This window comes from Sulfuriferula sp. GW1 (genome assembly GCF_047300855.1).
In the GTDB taxonomy this organism is placed as follows: domain Bacteria; phylum Pseudomonadota; class Gammaproteobacteria; order Burkholderiales; family Sulfuriferulaceae; genus Sulfuriferula.
This window is the reverse complement of record NZ_CP170197.1, coordinates 154758-171979: the sequence shown is the minus strand read 5'-3', so window position 1 is coordinate 171979 and position 17222 is coordinate 154758. Positions and strand designations below refer to the sequence as shown.

The window sequence follows — 17222 nt, the reverse complement described above, 5'->3', positions numbered from 1 at the left end:
CCTATCCCCGCGAACGCGGGGGAAACGAAAACATACCCGCCTGAGTTTGCTCGGATGCGGGCCTATCCCCGCGAACGCGGGGGAAACGCTTGGGCGCTGGCCAGCGCGGCGCCGTCCAGGGGCCTATCCCCGCGAACGCGGGGGAAACTGCAAGTGGGCACCGCCACCGATTGGGCAGCCGGGCCTATCCCCGCGAACGCGGGGGAAACACGCCGCTTAGTGGCCTCGGCTGGAATGATTTGGGCCTATCCCCGCGAACGCGGGGGAAACGACTTTGCGAGCGTGCCGCGTTTGCCCATTGCGGGCCTATCCCCGCGAACGCGGGGGAAACCGATATTCCACAAGGCAACTTCAATCAGTCCGGGGCCTATCCCCGCGAACGCGGGGGAAACGTAGACGGCGGCTATGTGGGCAAATCGTTCGAGGGCCTATCCCCGCGAACGCGGGGGAAACAGGATATGTGAGCTGGACCAAGCACAATATCAGGGCCTATCCCCGCGAACGCGGGGGAAACGATGTCTGCCTCCTCCTCCCCCGGATAATCCGGGGGCCTATCCCCGCGAACGCGGGGGAAACCCAAATACCTGAACTTTCCGAACAATCAGGCCGGGCCTATCCCCGCGAACGCGGGGGAAACTTTAATATGGCTTGCTTAACTAGACCTCGTACGGGCCTATCCCCGCGAACGCGGGGGAAACGCCTTCAAGTTCACAGATAGCGGGGCCGTATGGGGCCTATCCCCGCGAACGCGGGGGAAACCCAGTTGTCCCCACAGCGTAAGGACTGACGTAGGGCCTATCCCCGCGAACGCGGGGGAAACTTGATGACAACGATTATTTGCAACTTGTCAAGGGCCTATCCCCGCGAACGCGGGGGAAACGCCGTAAGTGCGATTTTTGCGATATCTGCCGGGGGCCTATCCCCGCGAACGCGGGGGAAACTTATTCCTTCGCCCAATGGTTCCCCCTTTCTTGGGCCTATCCCCGCGAACGCGGGGGAAACTTGCATGTTCTTCGGCTTCTTCATTTTCGGGGGGGCCTATCCCCGCGAACGCGGGGGAAACTCTCATAGATAAAACAATGATCTATAAGAGATAAACGCAAAACACGTCCATTTTATTAAAGAGCATTTTACAGAGTCCGCTTTGTCAGCCACAACCCATCCATCTCAATCAGTTCACGCGGAGGTGAGCCCAAATTTGCGATGCCAACACTACCCGTCTCATTCAAATCTCGCCAAACCATTACGATGCTACCGCGTGGTTCGGCACCATGCCAATCAGATAGCACATTCCATATTCGCAAACGTACCCCCGCGCTCATGCGCGGGGAGATGTACACCGTCGGAGCCACTTCCAGCATGGTTGATGCCAGAAATCCCCGGAAACGATCCGCTACATCACGTGTCACTATCACTACTAGCGCCATCCCGTTCCTCCGTGCGCAACACTAGTTTTATTTTGTCGATCATGGATGAAATTACACTTTGCTTCCGAAATACTACAGAGGCTTCTCGTCTTACCAATCGATCAATGCTCGTGTCATCACCAGCCGCCACATTTTTTGCTACACTGAACGCAATTTGCAAGGTAACGGTGTCGCGATATAGATCAGCTATGTCCAGCACGAAGGCTTGCCCAGAATCCTCATGAATAAAGCCGAGTTGTGGAATTGCGGCGAGCGACTGCACCGCAATCGCTGCAGCAGCTTGTACTGCTGTTGCAGCATGGTTGATAGCTTGGTTAGGTGTGTCGGTCGCGTCTGGGTTGCCTCGGTCGTAATGTCGGCCATTCCATTCAATGCCATATTTATCTGCCATAAGGCGGTAAATGGTCTTGACCCGCGCCCCTTCAATTCCCCGTAAGGTATCCAAATCCCGGTGCGGCAGAACCTCCCCCAATCGCAAGGCATACATGTGGCGCGCCACACTGATACGGCGGCGTGGGCTGCCCCACAACTCTGCTTGACGCCGCGCCACATCGGAACGATCTGGCATTAAAGGCGGCGCGGTATAGATACGCACCCCATCCACCCCGACTGCCGCCATCAAAGTGCCGTGACGCGCCAGCAGGCGTAGTGCATCGTGGGTGACACTACTGCCCGGCCCGAGCAGTATCATAGATACCGCCTGATGCGGCACTTGGAGAATGTGTGGAGTGAGTGAATCTTTGCCCGCCATGAAATTCAGGCAACCGTCGATTACGCAGAGTTCGCCGCGTTCCAGCCAGATTAAACCGTGGCGATCAGCATGTGGGATGCGGGCTGTTTCCAGCCCGAGGCGACCTTTTAACACGAGGAAGCTGGCTTGAGCAGCAACATGCCAAATCCAAATGCACGGTGCCGCCCAACACCTCGCGCCAACAGGCGCGCAAATGCATCCGGGTTGCCAACTTGCAATTGTCCTTTGAACACTGCGTCCGGGCCAGTCACAGCGTGCGATTTGCGTTTACCGTTTTCGCCAGTCCCGGCCTTGCGTAATACACGGGTTAAACGAAACTCTTCCATCTGTGCCTGGATAATTTTTGCAGCCCCATCTACGGCAAAATGCTTGGCAAGCCAGCCGCCATAAATCAAGGCACGCTGAGCTATTCCATCACCTTCTGCTGCCGGAATAGCATCAGCGGCATGCAAAAAAGCATCGCGTTCACGTCCATCCTTAGCGCGAACCACCGGACGCACCCGCACTTCAAAACCCAGTGTCTGCCCTTCTTTCCATACACTAGGAAACGGGCGTGCATCCAACGCATCCAGCCCCAAAGCCCGTGCGACATCCGGTGTGGCCAAGCTGGCATGTTGGCGCAAAGTTTCCAGATTCTCCAAAGTGTAGGCGAGCAATCCTTGCTTGTTGCCCATATAGCGAAATGGCCTGGGGGCTTGCTCACCAAATGCAGCACTAAGCAAGCCATGCAAGGCGTAACCATAATCACCGTCTGGCGATAACACTCCATGGCGAGTCGCCCAAGCCGCAAGTGCAACGGAGTCTGGTTGCAAGCGCATCAATTGAAAAGTCATATTTGCGCGCCTTGTGGTGTGAAACTGCCCTCCCGCACTGGCCGCCAACCACCATGCACGCCACTCGACCAGTTGCGTTCATCACACAAGTCAATCAGGCGATCTCCAGCAAGATTACCTTCACCGTCCGGCCATTGCATACGCAAGGATTGTACGCTGCCGATTTCAGGAAGGTGGGCGATTCTTAAGGCATGCAGCACATTGTCAGCTTCTTGCCATCCGGCAAAAATCCGTTGGCTAGGCAAGCAGGTTTTGCGACCGATAAACAGAGGGCGCGCTGGGTGATCAAGGGCGAGGGCAAGATCGTCCAGCGTGGGAGCTTCTTCCGAATGATCCAGGCGCAAAGCGACCAGTACGTTAAGGCTGGCGTGATAGTCGCGATAGCGCAAATGAGGCCCTTCATAAGTGCCTGCACCTCCACGCCTCTCTTCAGGAACACCCCAGGTAGTCCAACCTTTATCGTCTTTTCCTAGTTGTGCGGTTTGAAAATCAGTGAGACGCTGTATTGGCGTATTCAACCGCGCCCCAACTATCAAGCGGTTCTGCAAACGATCATGCAATTCGCAGTCTTCCCGCCGCCAGCCGAGCGCGTTGGCAAACAATCCGGTAATCATGGAAAGTGCGGGAAAGTCGCGAATCACACCGAAGTTATCGATGGTCTCGCCGCCAAAAGCGATGAGCGGCGCTTCCAGCCGCAGCAGAAGATGGCGCGGCATTTCAACATGCTCCCTGCCGCACAATCGCACTTGCCCACTCGCCCAGCTTGGTCAGGTTGGCGCGTTCCGCACCAGCGATTTCAACAGCATCCAGTGCCAGAAAGCGCCGCGCAAGTGGTGAGCCATAAGCCTCATCCATCGCGGTAATTTCTTGGGTGATGCGCATCACGGCGCGCTGCCGGATAGTGCCCGCGTTGGCTTTGTCTTCCAGTGGTAACGCATCGTGAAACGCTCCCGCCAAGCTGCGCGGCTGCCAATCACCCGCTTCCACCAGCATGAATTTTGCCCAGTCGAAGGGCGCGGTCGAGCCGCGCTTTGCGCCGGGACTGACCGTAGCAATCAAATGCAGCAGATGCTGCACTACACGCCCCGCCAGTTCACGACGTTCTGCCGGGGTGCCGTTTGCGAAACAGTCTGTAGCATCAATGCCTTCTAGATTTTCAACCAACTGCGGCACATCCACCACCACATAGCCGTAGTAAAGACCAGATGCAAGCTCGGTATCGAAAATACCTGCCGATCCCAACTCACCTGCTTCCTGCATCAGATCATCGACCACCGTGAAGTAATCGTTTTCAACTTGAGCTTGATGCACGGTAAAAGCATGAGCGACCGAAACAGAGGCTTCGCGACTGGCGAGAATGTCCGATGTCACCATGCGACCAAACAGGGCGGATTCCAAGCCACTGCCGTGTTTAATTGCCTCAATATTTTTCTTTTCGTCTTTCAGTGCGCTGATGATGTCGGCCCTGAGCGATTTTTCATCTGGGCTGGTTTGAGCCAGTTCAGTACAGCGGCGAACCAGATAGTCAATTTCCGGTTTACCCATTAACACGGCCTGCCCCGTTTTGAGGGCATCTTCCCCTTTCTTGTCCTTGCCGCCCTTGTCGAGCAGTCCGGCATCGCGCAGTGCCTCAGCGGCGGCTTGCGCCAGTGCAGCGGAAATACCATTTTCCTGAATGCGCTTGCTAATAAGTTCCAGTGTGGCGCGAGAGCGAATTGCCATGGGGACATCCAGTTTTGACAAGGCAAACTGGTCGTCCGTCACGCGCCAATGTCGTTTCAGGCATTGCGAAGAAATACGGGTACGCACAGCATTGCCCAACGGCAGACGTTTCGCTAAACCCGCATCATCGCGGTTCAATAGTGCCGCTGGGTAAGTGTGCAGGGTGTGAATTTGAATAAAGCGCGGCAATGGCATGGTCGGTCTCCAAATATTAAATTAATGTTTCGGTTTTTTGGCTTCAGCAGAGAAAAAGCGACCTGCGATCTTGAGACGAATGTCTTCGGCTCTTTCTTCATCGCGTTCTTGGTTAAGAATCAACCCTCCCAACTCGTGCCAGTTGGGCGCAACGCCCTTGCTGGCGATCAGTCGCAACAGGCGCGGCAGCAATTGACGGAAAGCATCCCCACGAGCGGTGAGCAGCTTGGTGACGCGGGATTCGGATACACCTGCTTGACTCAGCTGCTGCCCCAAACTCTGGCTGGCATCGTTTCCAGCCAGTGCCATGCCATGTGCAATCAGTGCCCAGCGTTGCCACGTTTCTACTTTCCATGTATCCGGCTCAAGATCGGCATAAATCAATGCCCGCGACAGTGCAGCGATTTGATGCGGGCGCAAATTGTCGTCAGGATTCAGTCGTGCCAGTGCGGCACGTTCGCCGTTATCCAGCCCATGTGCATCGCCTGCAAAGCGTGAGGCCTGGACAATGATGCGCGCCAAACGTGAGATCGGTTGCTCCATTCGCTCAGAGATAGGCGGCGCAGCGATGGTTGTTTCTTCGGGTAGTTCCCGTGGAACGGCATCAGACAGGCTCATGTGCAATCTCCTTATTAGCGGTTAATTGGCGATAGTAATGCGCGAGTGTGGGCAGTGTTTTGTCACTACGCAAACCACCATGAAACCTGGACAGAGCAGCTGACCTGGCACGGTATCGCTGTTCGCCACTTTGCGGCCCGGCAATAAACGCGTTTTTGAGTACGGCTTCTGCACGATCTGCCATAGACAGAAGCCATTGCAAACGTGCGTCATCAGGAACATCGGACTCAATTTCAGCATTGAGTTCATCAAAGAAGCGGGCATCTTCAGCTTGCTCAAAGGATTTAATGAAATCACTGGCTTTATTTTTGGCACTGTCTGAAAACTTGTCTTTCACAGCACCTTGATCGAATAGCGTGGCTACAGCAGTCCACAGCACGCTACGCATTTTCCCAATGGCATCGACGCGCTCACCAGCAACTGTTGCCGAGAGATCAGACTGTTTCTGCATAAGTAGCATGCGAGCCTTTGGGGAAACAGGGATGCGACGTTCGTGGTAGCCCTCGGTTTTGCCTTGGCCGCGCGTCACCCCTTGAGCCAGTACCACTATGCCTTCCGTACCATCAGCAGCTTCAGGCACTTGTGCGATGGTACGGCGGAATTTGCTACCAAAGAGCAGTTCAGCAGCCAGTTTGTAGTTGAACCCTTCCGGGTTAATGGTCAGTGCTTTACCGAATTGGTTCTCATTATCTATGCTGGGGTCGATGGGCATCCAAGGGTCACCAGTTATACCTTTTCGGGCCTTAGCTTCGACACGAGCAGCTTTACTACCAGTGGCAATTGCACCAATTGACTGTCCATCATCAAGCATTACCAAACGAATGCGCCGGCAGATTTCAATATAAAAAGGATCGAGGGATGAAAAAGCCAGGCTGTTCTCGCCGCTCCACCCTGTTAACCACAGGAGTCCGATGCCGTTTTCATCACGAAGACCTATGTGTTCAACAATTTCGTCCCGGTGATTCAGAAGTACAGCTACATCCCTTTGCCAACGTCGTCCCCAGTGACCTTTGGGAACCACGCCGAGAGCTGGACGACTGGCAAAACCGCCATTCATACGGGAAATACCATAGTTTCCTGCTCCCAAAAAACCTTCTTGCGTTTGCAGGCTGATTAACGCCATCACCCAGTCATCCAATTGCGCTTGCCGCATACGTGCGGCTTTCAGGTCGTGGTTTTTAGAAGTCACCAGCATGTCTAATTCGTCAGGAGTGGCGATGGTTGTTTTGTCTTTTACCGACTTCCAATCATTCACCTTTCCGCCCGGTACAGGGGCTTGCATGAAAGCCGGTTTGTCGTGGGGCGCAATTAGGCACCAGGCCGCGCCGTCCGGGTATTCCGGCGTTAGTGCCAGTAGCGCGTCTTTCCAGGCTTGTTCCGTTTCAAAAGGCTGCCGTTGCCCTGCGTGGTGCAAGGCCATGGCGGTGAGTTGTACTAGAAAAGCGTGCCACGGGTGGCGTTGATGCGGGCGTAGCGCGGGGAAGTCGCGCACCTCATCACACGCCAGTGCCACAAACAAGCCGGGTAAGCTGTATTTAACGGGTTGGCCGACGCCCACCAACCGGGCGCGTATCAGCGGTTCATCGAGCAGGGAGTATTGAAGCGTCACAGCAGTCCTCCAGCATCAGAAAGATGATTGTCCTTGAGGCGTTCCAGCCCAAGACGAGTATAGCGAAATTGCACATTGCCCAAGCGAAAAGTAAGGCTTGTTTCGGTGTGGGTAATGTCGCTGGGCTCGGTGTCAGGCGACAAATCCTTGGGTAGTAGGTGGTAACGAATCGGCAGTTCCTTGATAGGATCACCGAATGGGCCAGGCGGATCAAGGTCAAAGTGCAGAATCCGGTCTTGTGCACCAAGGCGGGTGGCAATTTGCACATCGTTGGGGAATTCCTTCTCACCAAATGTTTGCTCAACGTCCAATGCGTGCATATAACCAATCGTTTTTTGTGCGCCGGTATCTCCTTCGATTCTCTGCCCCAAAGTTTGCCAGGCCTCTCCGTTTTCCTCTTGAATAGCGTGCAGCTTATCTGGATGAGTGGCAGTTTCAACGAGATAGCGATTGTCAGCAGGAATCGACACAACAGGTCGCTCGACAAGCAATGCCCGTGTAGCTTCCAGCACGCGCAAATCGGCATAGACCCCGCCGCCATTGTGAAACATTCCCAAGCCATGCCGAGATTTGGCAATTAACGGATTGAGATCTTGCCCTGCTGGCGTTAATACCCAAGCTTGCGCTGCTTGGAACGCCTCGGGGCGTTCCGATGCCGGACGGATATGGCGATGCAGCCGTCCGACGCGCTGCAACAACACGTCCATCGGACATAGGTCTGTAATTAGCACGTCAGCGTCTATATCCAGGCTTTGTTCCAGCGTTTGCGTGCCCACCACAATAAGTGCGCCAAGTGGGCGTTGTTTGCCGAGTTGCGATTCAACGGCTTTGTCCATGACGGGCCGATCTTGCCGACTAAAGCGGCTGTGGTGCAGGGTGACTACGCCGTTGACAGTGAATAGCCAAGCCTTATCGGGAATACTTTCCTCGATGGCAGTCAGGGTAGCGATAGCATCTGCTACGGTATTGCGAATCACCAGAACTTTTGCACCCAGCTTGGCGGCAGCTATCGCCATGTTTGAGATCTTATCGGGTACGTCGATAATGTCATACGCTGTCCACGTCACCTGTTTGGTGTTGCCAGTCGCATCAACGGCTCGCGTTTGTTTCTGGTCGGAAATAGCTGGGTAAGGAACGGCACACGCGGCTTCAAAGGTCATGGGCTTGGCTTGCTCCCGTTGCCCTTTTGGAGCGAGTGCCAGATAGCGATTTCGCGCACTGGAACCGAGCGTTGCAGAAAGTAGCAATGCCTGTCCGCCACTGTTTAGATGTGCCTTGAGCAGGTGTTCCAACAACACGGTCATGTAGGGATCGGAAGCATGAACTTCATCCACCACCAACAGGCTTCGCGCCAACATGGCATGACGCAAGTGAGCATGGCGCACTTGCAGCGCGCCTAACAAGGCTTGGTCAATAGTGCCAACGGCAATCGGCGCGGCAAGAAAGCGCTTGGCAGATTCCGCAGCCCAACGTTGCTGAGCTTTAGCATCATCCGGGTTGTCTGACCATTGCACTTCAAAGTTTGGTAATTGCCTGGCATCCCCGCCGTCAGCATTGACATAGCCAGGCAATGCCCGTACGGTCAGTGGCGGATTTTCTGGCCATAGATTTTTGACGGCTGCTCGAACACGGTTATAAACCTGCGAGGCGGCGACGCGGGTCGGCAAGGCAAAATACAGGCTGTCCACCGCCCCGGCACGAAACAAATGCACGAATCGCCATAGTGCCGCCTCGGTCTTGCCACTGCCAGTTTCCGATTCAAGAATCACCAACGGCCCAAGCTGGCCATCGCTCATGGCCGCTTGAATAGGACGCGGTTCCGCAATGTCAAAAGTATTTGCAAAATTGGGTGAGCGATCATTCAGCTTGCTGCGCCAATCATCGGCATCCAGGCCAATCACTGAGATAGCCTTTCGCGCTTTTTCTTTGGCGGTGACGGCTCTATCCTCGCCTTTTTCAGAGAACGGGAAAAAATCCGTATCCGATCCCAGCCAGTCAGCCAATTGCACCAGACCTGCGAACAGATGCCCAAAGGCTGGTGCATCGGGCAGTGGCTTGCCTCCTGCCTCAAAGGCTTGCGGATAAAGTGCTAAAACGCGCTCGCCAATATCTTTCAGCACGGCGGCAGGGTTATAGATGTCTGCCACGGGCTTCCAGATGCTCTTATTCCAATCACCGGGATGATCCTTGAGCGGGCGTCCATGGTGGCTGATGCTGGCAATCAGCAGCGACTCACTTGCATCACCCCACGTACAAATCTGCTCAATTAATAGTTCAATCGGTTGTCGAGCTAGAGTCTCATAAAACAGCTTGATTGCTTCAATACCATGCCCCGCATGGAGAGGCCATCCTTTGGGAATATCCTGCGAATTTTTCCAGCGTTTGGCTTGAAACCCGCTATTGGCTTTGCCAAGGTCGTGCAAGAAAACCAGCACTGAGAAGCGCGCAATATCGCGTTCATCCAACTCCCTGCCCGCCGCTTTTTCCATCGCTCGACGAATTGAATGACAAGCGCTTAGACATTCAAAGCAAGCCGCCACATCAATCATGTGATCAACCAACGGATGCCAGCCAATGACAGTGCCGAGATCATCGCGTTCGAGCTTCCCAAATGCACCCAATGGGGTCGTCACCCTTTAACTCCTCGTGAACAGTATTGCAAAATGACTGCCATGCTAACATCCGCTCTGACTCAAAACCTGAACCTATGAAGTTATTCGTTCACTAAAAAATCATCCTCGCCTTGCCTCATCCGCATCTAAGCAACACTTCTAGCGTTTCGTACCTCTGCCGCATGGGCAGGTATGCATCAAGAATGCGCGCAGTAAGGATGTAAAACGGCGCACCATATTTGCCAGTTTCAGCGCACAAAAATGATCAAGTATCCAACTCGCTGAGATGCACATATGGTTGAGCAAGCGACAAATAGCCGCCGGTCAAAGTGAGGAGCAGGTTGACAGCCTGCTGGATCAACCAAGCGATCCTTACAAATAGCAAACCAGGAGCGTCGGTGGTTGAGTGAAATTGTCGTGATTGAAAGAGTCAGGCACGCTCATTCGACTGTATATTGAGGGGTCGAATCAGACCGCCATACAAACTGTTGACGGTTAAATTTGTGGAGGAATTACGATAATCCCCCTTGCGGGGAGGGGTGCCTGCGCGGTCACCCCTTAGAATAATACGCAGAAATATGGCCTCAACTAATTTTCGTACCAGGTTCCTACAACGTATAGCAACCGTCATGACATTTTTAATTATTTTTTGAAATGTGATGAGCTCGGAAATCCTTGAGAGTAACAAACTCAAACTTTCGCCATTGCAGCGGAAAGATGACATCCGCCCTTGCCAGGACAATTCTCGACTCAATATCATCCCTACTTCTCTCATCGCTGCCGAACCAGACTTCGGTCGCAGCTTTAAGCAATCGTGTACCGTGATTTTGACTTTGGTCAAACAGGACTACAAGTCGAAAAAGCTTAACTTTTTGCCCTGCATCAAGCCAGCTCCCACATTTTTGCGCAATACGAACAACTTTTTTTATCTCATCCAGAGGTTTTGCCGCTTGCTCCACTTCGAGCCAGTCAGCGAGCAAAATCGGATTACCTGTGTTTGTCTTGCATTTATAAATTACCAATCCGTCAGGGAGTTTGCCAAAAGTCTTCGCCAAATGCTCGCGCGTGGCAGGTGCTAAATTGTGGGCAATTGCATACTCGCCAAAAACCTCTTTTCCGAGAACTTGCTCTTCGATCAAGTATCGAGAAGCCAGTGTGCGATGAAAAAATGTAGCGCCCGCAACCCCCACAATATCGCGCCCGTGGCGGCATGGCAGACCCAGTGATTCCAATCGACGCGCGCCCTTGGAAGAGAGCACAAACGAGCTGCTGGCCAGGCTGTTTTTACGCCTGAGCACTTCTTCTTTCAGTTCAAGCCGTTTCAACGTCCTAGCGGCCATTTGCCCTGCATAAGCATATTTGGGCCAGACTGCACGCCCCAGCTCTTGCAAGCGCAAATGTCCAAACAATCGAATGGCTTTGAGTACTTTTAGCTCATTCCCAGACGCAACTTCTCGCCCGGATCGCTTCTGTACAAGATCGGACGGTAATGGCTTCGGCGGCATTTCTGGCTCCCTTAGCATCGAGCCAAAGTCAAATAGATCTATCTTCATCGGTTTTCTTTTAAAGTTGAAAACCAATATAGCTACCAACCCTCGCTTTGAGCTGCAAAGCATGTGTATCGAACGAGTAGATGGTTGGTAAAGACGCTAAGCAGGTCAAAAATGGATAGGCTTACGCCTGGTGACGGGTCAGATGCCTTGCTGTGCCAGCACCCACTAGGGTGGGGCAGCTTCCTGGCTGGCCTGTACGTCCATCCCCCCTTTTTCTGTTCGCGCCATCCCGACTGTGCGGCGGCTAGCCTTGCATCCACTGAAAGTGGACTTGCGCCGTCGGGCACCTCGCTTTGAGGCCGACAGTTTTCACTGTCTCTGTCTGTACGACAGCCATCAAACCAAGGTGCCCGACGGCGCCTTTCGGCTTGCGGGATGGCGGGGCTGCGCCCCCACTCGGAACCTGCATCTGGGGATGCTTATTTCGCCTTGGGGCGAAATTTCCTCGCGGCACCCCCCACACTTCGCTGGATTCGCTGGGGCGAATCGCGGCTCCGGTTGCTTTGGCCTAAATGGCCTTGCCCCACCAGCTTCGCTGGCGGCTCCCCTTTGTTGGGCACCTTCGTTCCTGCACTTTTGCCGTCAAAGCAAACATGGTATTGAGGTGATGACAAAGCGCGGGGCGATGATGCGGACATCATGCCCCAGACTGCTCAATTGACGCACTCAGTGATGGGCCGCTACAGGCTTCCATGCCGATAAGGCTCAGGACCGGCACTGGGCAAAGAATTCGAGTAATTTGGTGCAGCTCTGAGTCTTCTTCACAGCCGCCTGTTAGCGCAAAGTAGTAATATTCATGATGAACGTCCTGCATGGTCCAAGTTTTGGTCCAAGTCATACCAAAAAGATGGTTGATTGATGCGGATTATTGCGCGATACTGCGCAACGACTTTTGGTTTAAAAACCAGTAGTTACGTTAAGCTTATGATTTTATTTGGTGTTTAGCCCGGCTTCCGAAGCCAAGGGTCGCAGGTTCGAATCCTGCTGGGCGCACCATCCCTTGCAATCCCATCCGGCGGAGCTCACATGGCAGGACTGGACAAAAATACCCCCCAACCCACTGAAATCAAGCTGCACCAGAAATCCCGAGTGATGGAAATCGCCTTCGCCGATGGCAGCCGATTCCATTTGCCTTATGAATTCCTGCGTGTGTATTCGCCCTCCGCAGAAGTACGCGGGCACGGCCATGGCCAGGAAGTATTGCAGGTGGGCAAGCTGAATGTCGAAATTACAGGCATCGAGCCGGTCGGCAGCTACGCCGTGCAGCCTATTTTCTCGGACGGCCACGACACCGGAATTTATTCCTGGGATTACCTTTACGAACTGGGCCAAAATCAGGATGCGCTATGGGAACGCTATCTGCAAAACATGGCGAATGCGGGTGCCTCACGCGAACCCATCGCCGGCTTTGAAGAGCGTCCCAAGACCAAATAAACATGAATGACTATTTCGCCGTAGACTGGGGCGAAACCGGCACAGCCAGCGCAGCTTTCAAAGTCGTGCTGATCAATCCCTACGAACTCGGTCGCCAGTCCTTTAACCTCGCCGCTCCCGCCGCGTTGTTGAAAGCTGCCGGGTGCGAGGTCGCCTGTCTCGATCTGACATTGCAAAAACTGGAGCCCGACACCCTGCGCGACGCTGGACTGGTGGCCATCCATCTGGGCATGCACACCGCCACCCGCATCGCCATCGCCGCTCTGCCGAAAATCCGCGAACTGGCGCCCGGCGCGCACCTTGCCATGTACGGCCTGTACGCGCCAATGAACGCCGACCTGCTGCGCGGGCTGGGCGTACATACCCTGCTCGGCGGCGAATCCGAGCCGGACCTGGTGGCGCTGGCGGAACGCTTGCGCGATGGCGATATCAGCGCGCAAGCCACGCCGATGGTGCAGCTCGCGCAAGTGAAATTTCTGCCGCCGGATCGCAGCGGATTGCCCAAACTCACCCGCTACGCCCACCTCAATCTGCCCGACGGCGGCAAAAAAATCGTCGGCTTTACCGAGACCACGCGCGGCTGCAAGCACTTGTGCCGGCATTGCCCGGTGGTGCCGGTGTATCAGGGCAAGTTCCGCACGGTACAGGTGGACGTGGTACTGGCCGACATCGAACAGCAGGTGGTGGCGGGCGCGCAGCACATCTCCTTCGGCGACCCGGATTTTTTCAATGGCCCCACCCACGCGCTGCGCGTGCTGGAGGCCATGCAACTACGCTTTCCCAATCTCAGTTTCGACGCCACCATCAAGATTCAGCATCTGCTCGACCACGCCGACCTGCTGCCGCAATTGCGCGGCTACGGTTGCCTGTTCATCACCAGCGCGGTGGAGTCGGTGGACGATGCCGTGCTTGAGTATCTGGACAAAAATCACACCCGCGCCGGTTTCGAACGCGCGCTCGGCCTGTGCCGCGCGAACGGCATTTTCCTTGCGCCCACCTTCGTGCCGTTCAGCCCGTGGACCACGCTGACCGGCTACATCGACCTGCTCGGCGAACTGCTGCGCCTGAAACTGGTGCAAGCGGTGCCGCCGGTGCAACTCGCCATCCGCCTGCTGGTGCCGCAGGGTTCCTATCTGCTGCAACTGCCCGGCTTCATTGATCAGATCGGGGCTTTCGACCCGGCGTTGCTGGGCTACCCCTGGCGCCACGCCGACCCGCGCGTGGACGCACTGCAGCAGCAGGTGATGAGCACCGCAATGCAGCTGGAGAACGCGCCGCGCAGCCAGGTGTTCCGCGCCATCTGGCAGTTCGCCCATGACGCCGCCGGGCTACCCGCGCCGACGCTGGAGCACGCCGACTTCGGCGCGACCATCGCCCATCTGTCCGAACCGTGGTACTGCTGCGCCGAACCCACCGACCAGCAATTGCAATCGTTTTAAGCCATGCTGCGCGTCCTGCTGTTGCTCCCCATCGCCAGTTACCGCAATCAGGATTTCCTCGATGCCGCGCACAAGCTGGGCGTGGAAGTGGTCAGTGCCGCCGACCATTGCCCCCAGTTCGCCCCGCAGCGCGGGCTGAGTCCGATCCTGTCATTGCATTTCGACCAGCCTGAGACCGCCGCAGCGCAAGTGCTGGCATCGCTGGGACGACGCGTGGATGCGGTACTTGCGGTGGACGATGCGGGCGTCGAGCTAGCCGCCGTGCTGCGCGAAAAACTCGGCCTGCCCGGCAATGCGCCCGAGGCGGTACGCCCCACCCGCGACAAACTCGCTTTCCGCCAGCTGTTGCAGCAAAACGGCCTCAACTGCCCGGCGTTTCACCACCTCGCCGGCGCATCAGAAGCACGTGCCCTTGCCGCGCAATTGCATTATCCGGTGGTAGTCAAAGCACGCCGATTATCTGCCAGCCGCGGCGTGATTCGCGCCGATGATGCGCAGGATTTATTGCAGCAAGTGCGTCGGGTCAGCCGCATCCAGTCGGGCGCCGACCGTGACGCCGGCGCATTGGGCCTGATCGTCGAAAGCTTCATCCCCGGCAGCGAACACGCCCTCGAAGGCTTGCTGGAAAACGGCCAGCTGCGCGTGCTGGCGCTGTTCGACAAGCCCGACCCGCTGGACGGCCCGTATTTCGAAGAAAGCATTTACGTCACGCCGTCGCGTCTGTCCAGTGAGCTACAGACCGCCATCGCCGACAGCGTGCAGCGCGTCTGCGCCGCCGCCGGGCTCAGCCACGGCGCCATTCACGCCGAAATGCGCGTGAACGACACCGGCGTGTGGTTGCTCGAAATCGCCGCGCGCTCCATCGGCGGCCTGTGCGGGCGCATGTTGCGCTGGCGCCTGGGCATGACACTGGAAGAACTCATCCTGCGCCATGCGCTGGGACTGCCGATTACCCAGCCGGAGCATAGCGACGCCAGTGGCGTGATGATGATTCCGGTACCCAGGCGCGGCATTTATCAAAGCGTGATGGGTCTGGAGGCCGCGCGCGAGGTGCCGCACATCGAAGACATCCGCATCACCACTGTCCCCGGCCAGCGTATCGCACCCGCCCCGGAGGGTGCCAGTTACCTTGGCTTTATCTTCAGCCGCGCCGCCACACCCGCAGCAGCCGAAGCCGCGCTGCGTAGCGCCCATGCCAAGCTGGTTTTTGATATCCAGCCCGACCTGGCGCTGGCTAAAAGCACCGCTCGATGAGCCTGTGGCAAGGCGTAGCCAAAAGCATCCAGGCCGCCACCAGCGCAGCATTCCCTATCCAGCGCACCACCCCGGTCAGCGGCGGCTGCATTAACGCCGCCTGGTGCATCGAGAGCGGCACAACGCGTTATTTCGTTAAAACCAACAGCGCGGCCAAACTATCCATGTTCGAGGCGGAAGCAGCCGGTCTCGCGGCACTCGCCGCCAGCCACACCCTGCGCGTGCCGCATCCCGTCACCAGCGGTGTGGCGGGTAACGAAGCGTTCCTGGTGCTGGAATGGGTGGACCTGGACGGCCACGGCAGCGCCGCACAACTCGGACAACAACTCGCCGCGCTGCACCGGACGACCGCGCCGCGCTTCGGCTTTACCGCTGACAACACCATCGGTGCCACCCCTCAGCGCAATCCCTGGACGGACAACTGGATAGACTTCTGGCGCCACCAGCGCCTGGGATTTCAACTCGAACTGGCCGCGCGCAACGGTTTCGTCGGCAGCCTGCAAAACCAAGGCGAACGCCTGATGGGAAAACTCGACGGCCTGTTCGACGGCTACCAGCCGCAACCCTCGCTGCTGCACGGCGACCTGTGGAGCGGCAACTACGGCTATACCCAGGCGGGCGAACCCGTCATCTTCGACCCCGCTGTCTACTATGGCGACCGCGAAGCCGACCTCGCCATGACCGAACTGTTCGGCGGCTTCCCGGCAGATTTCTACTCGGCTTATCGAGAGGCGTGGCCGCTGGACGCAGGTTATGCGGTACGCAAAAATCTCTACAACCTATACCACATTCTCAATCACGCCAATCTGTTCGGTAGCAGCTATGCGCGGCAGGCGGAGGGGATGATGGTGAAGTTACTGGCGGAACTAGGATGAATATTGGTGGGCAATCATCGTGCTGATGGCCTCCCCCTTTTGTTTGCGTCGCTTCGTCCGAGCCGGTCAGGCGAGAAGTGTAGGGGATTACTATTTGTAGCATCACAGCACTCGCGTAATGTAGGGTGCCAATAAGCAAAGCGTATTGCAACGGAGTCTTCATTCGGCGCAATAACGATTGCGCCCTAGGCTAAACGCTACGCACCGGACCGGGATATTGCGCGACGAGCGGATCAGCAGTCAGCAAAGTGATGCCTTCGACCTTAGCCTGCGCAACCAGCATGCGGTCGAATGGGTCTTTGTGGATCGGCGGAAGGTCGCCAATCATCACCGCATGTTCGCTGGTGATTGACAGTTCGCCATATCCATTGTCGAGCAGTCCGCGGCGCAACAGACGTGGATCCACACGGAAGTCGTCGCGCCCGAGCCCGCGCTTGATCGACACCTCCCACAGGCTGGCCGAGCTGAACAGCAGTTCATTCTGCGGCTCATCCAGCAAAGTACGCGCCGCTGCCGACAGACGCTCCGGTTGCCCCGCAGCCCATAGCAGCAAGTGGGTATCCAGTAACAACTTCATGCATCGCCGCCAAACAATTGCTCGATTTCCGCACTGCCCATCCGGTCAAAATCGTCCGGCACCACAATTTCACCCGCCATGAAACCGATACGTTGCACCTGTCCGGCCGTCGGGGCATCCAGTGCGGTTACCTTGACCAGCGGCTTGCCCGCTTTGGCAATGATGAACGACTCGCCCTTGACGGCCTCTTCAACCAGGCGCGACAAGTGAGTTTTAGCTTCATGAATATTAACAGTGTGCATGGCATGTCTCTTATAAACTAAGTTCTGTTAGTCTAGTTTACATTTTCACGCATAGCAATGGATTCGCACATCCGGACAGCA

15 protein-coding genes and 1 CRISPR repeat array (1 of these 16 only partly in view) are annotated in these 17222 nt (G+C 56.1%); of the genes, 4 read left to right on the top strand and 11 right to left on the bottom strand.

Translation table 11 applies throughout. From position 1 onward, the window contains the following. Window positions 1-1063: direct repeats of the CRISPR family, unit length 29 nt; unit sequence GGGCCTATCCCCGCGAACGCGGGGGAAAC (it extends 3177 nt beyond the left edge of the window). Between the two features lie 67 nt (window positions 1064-1130). The 9 genes from cas2e to ACFDAU_RS00810 form a co-directional block, all read right to left on the bottom strand. Beyond that, window positions 1131-1361, bottom strand: coding sequence for a type I-E CRISPR-associated endoribonuclease Cas2e (cas2e, locus tag ACFDAU_RS00850; RefSeq protein ID WP_413438186.1), 231 nt, complete (start codon window positions 1359-1361; stop codon window positions 1131-1133). A gap of 37 nt (window positions 1362-1398) precedes the next feature. Then, on the bottom strand, window positions 1399-2292 hold the full coding sequence (gene cas1e / locus ACFDAU_RS00845; protein WP_413438184.1) for a type I-E CRISPR-associated endonuclease Cas1e: 894 nt from the start codon (window positions 2290-2292) through the stop codon (window positions 1399-1401). Beyond that, window positions 2286-3011: a type I-E CRISPR-associated protein Cas6/Cse3/CasE gene (cas6e, locus tag ACFDAU_RS00840; RefSeq protein WP_413438182.1), complete on the bottom strand. Its 726-nt coding sequence runs from the start codon at window positions 3009-3011 to the stop codon at window positions 2286-2288. The genes cas1e and cas6e overlap by 7 nt, the downstream gene beginning before the upstream one ends. Further along, window positions 3008-3727, bottom strand: a complete 720-nt coding sequence (cas5e, locus tag ACFDAU_RS00835; protein ID WP_413438181.1) for a type I-E CRISPR-associated protein Cas5/CasD — start codon at window positions 3725-3727, stop codon at window positions 3008-3010. The genes cas6e and cas5e overlap by 4 nt, the downstream gene beginning before the upstream one ends. Window position 3728: 1 nt before the next feature. Continuing rightward, the gene (gene cas7e, locus ACFDAU_RS00830) at window positions 3729-4928 is read right to left on the bottom strand and encodes a type I-E CRISPR-associated protein Cas7/Cse4/CasC (protein ID WP_413438179.1); all 1200 of its coding nucleotides are present in this window, start codon (window positions 4926-4928) and stop codon (window positions 3729-3731) included. A 21-nt stretch (window positions 4929-4949) separates the two neighbouring features. Next, window positions 4950-5546: a type I-E CRISPR-associated protein Cse2/CasB gene (gene casB / locus ACFDAU_RS00825; protein ID WP_413438177.1), complete on the bottom strand. Its 597-nt coding sequence runs from the start codon at window positions 5544-5546 to the stop codon at window positions 4950-4952. Beyond that, entirely contained in the window at window positions 5533-7155 is a 1623-nt protein-coding gene (gene casA / locus ACFDAU_RS00820) for a type I-E CRISPR-associated protein Cse1/CasA (RefSeq protein WP_413438175.1), read from the bottom strand. The genes casB and casA overlap by 14 nt, the downstream gene beginning before the upstream one ends. Next, window positions 7152-9776, bottom strand: a complete 2625-nt coding sequence (cas3, locus tag ACFDAU_RS00815; protein WP_413438173.1) for a CRISPR-associated helicase Cas3' — start codon at window positions 9774-9776, stop codon at window positions 7152-7154. Before cas3 ends, casA begins: the two co-directional genes overlap by 4 nt. Before the next feature lie 629 nt (window positions 9777-10405). Beyond that, window positions 10406-11320 carry a hypothetical protein gene (locus ACFDAU_RS00810; protein WP_413438172.1) on the bottom strand — a complete coding sequence of 305 codons (915 nt, stop codon included), beginning with the start codon at window positions 11318-11320 and terminating at the stop codon, window positions 10406-10408. A 1026-nt stretch (window positions 11321-12346) separates the two neighbouring features. Between ACFDAU_RS00810 and ACFDAU_RS00805 the strand changes: the two genes are divergently transcribed. The 4 genes from ACFDAU_RS00805 to ACFDAU_RS00790 are packed head-to-tail and all read left to right on the top strand — an operon-like array spanning window position 12347 to window position 16322. Continuing rightward, entirely contained in the window at window positions 12347-12754 is a 408-nt protein-coding gene (locus tag ACFDAU_RS00805) for a gamma-butyrobetaine hydroxylase-like domain-containing protein (protein WP_413438170.1), read from the top strand. Window positions 12755-12756: 2 nt separating this feature from the next. Continuing rightward, entirely contained in the window at window positions 12757-14193 is a 1437-nt protein-coding gene (locus ACFDAU_RS00800) for a CUAEP/CCAEP-tail radical SAM (seleno)protein (RefSeq protein ID WP_413438168.1), read from the top strand. A 3-nt stretch (window positions 14194-14196) separates the two neighbouring features. Further along, window positions 14197-15447: an ATP-grasp domain-containing protein gene (locus tag ACFDAU_RS00795; protein ID WP_413438166.1), complete on the top strand. Its 1251-nt coding sequence runs from the start codon at window positions 14197-14199 to the stop codon at window positions 15445-15447. Continuing rightward, a complete protein-coding gene (locus ACFDAU_RS00790; RefSeq protein WP_413438164.1) occupies window positions 15444-16322 on the top strand; it encodes a fructosamine kinase family protein in 879 nt (292 codons plus the stop codon). Before ACFDAU_RS00795 ends, ACFDAU_RS00790 begins: the two co-directional genes overlap by 4 nt. A gap of 190 nt (window positions 16323-16512) precedes the next feature. On the opposite strand, the gene ACFDAU_RS00785 is transcribed toward ACFDAU_RS00790, so the two are convergent. Continuing rightward, window positions 16513-16899 (bottom strand): type II toxin-antitoxin system VapC family toxin, encoded by a 387-nt coding sequence (locus ACFDAU_RS00785; RefSeq protein ID WP_413438162.1) that lies wholly within the window; start codon window positions 16897-16899, stop codon window positions 16513-16515. Further along, window positions 16896-17141, bottom strand: a complete 246-nt coding sequence (locus ACFDAU_RS00780) for a type II toxin-antitoxin system Phd/YefM family antitoxin (RefSeq protein WP_413438161.1) — start codon at window positions 17139-17141, stop codon at window positions 16896-16898. Before ACFDAU_RS00780 ends, ACFDAU_RS00785 begins: the two co-directional genes overlap by 4 nt. Between the last annotated feature and the right edge of the window lie 81 nt (window positions 17142-17222).

Bases quoted from the DNA above. Each gene is read 5' to 3' on its own strand.
- cas6e (WP_413438182.1), bottom strand. From the start codon at position 3,011: ATGACTTTTCAATTGATGCGCTTGCAACCAGACTCCGTTGCACTTGCG.
- cas7e (WP_413438179.1), bottom strand. From the start codon at position 4,928: ATGCCATTGCCGCGCTTTATTCAAATTCACACCCTGCACACTTACCCA.
- ACFDAU_RS00805 (WP_413438170.1), top strand. From the start codon at position 12,347: ATGGCAGGACTGGACAAAAATACCCCCCAACCCACTGAAATCAAGCTG.
- cas5e (WP_413438181.1), bottom strand. From the start codon at position 3,727: ATGCCGCGCCATCTTCTGCTGCGGCTGGAAGCGCCGCTCATCGCTTTT.
- ACFDAU_RS00795 (WP_413438166.1), top strand. From the start codon at position 14,197: ATGCTGCGCGTCCTGCTGTTGCTCCCCATCGCCAGTTACCGCAATCAG.
- cas2e (WP_413438186.1), bottom strand. From the start codon at position 1,361: ATGCTGGAAGTGGCTCCGACGGTGTACATCTCCCCGCGCATGAGCGCG.
- casB (WP_413438177.1), bottom strand. From the start codon at position 5,546: ATGAGCCTGTCTGATGCCGTTCCACGGGAACTACCCGAAGAAACAACC.
- ACFDAU_RS00785 (WP_413438162.1), bottom strand. From the start codon at position 16,899: ATGAAGTTGTTACTGGATACCCACTTGCTGCTATGGGCTGCGGGGCAA.
- ACFDAU_RS00780 (WP_413438161.1), bottom strand. From the start codon at position 17,141: ATGCACACTGTTAATATTCATGAAGCTAAAACTCACTTGTCGCGCCTG.
- ACFDAU_RS00810 (WP_413438172.1), bottom strand. From the start codon at position 11,320: ATGAAGATAGATCTATTTGACTTTGGCTCGATGCTAAGGGAGCCAGAA.
- ACFDAU_RS00800 (WP_413438168.1), top strand. From the start codon at position 12,757: ATGAATGACTATTTCGCCGTAGACTGGGGCGAAACCGGCACAGCCAGC.
- ACFDAU_RS00790 (WP_413438164.1), top strand. From the start codon at position 15,444: ATGAGCCTGTGGCAAGGCGTAGCCAAAAGCATCCAGGCCGCCACCAGC.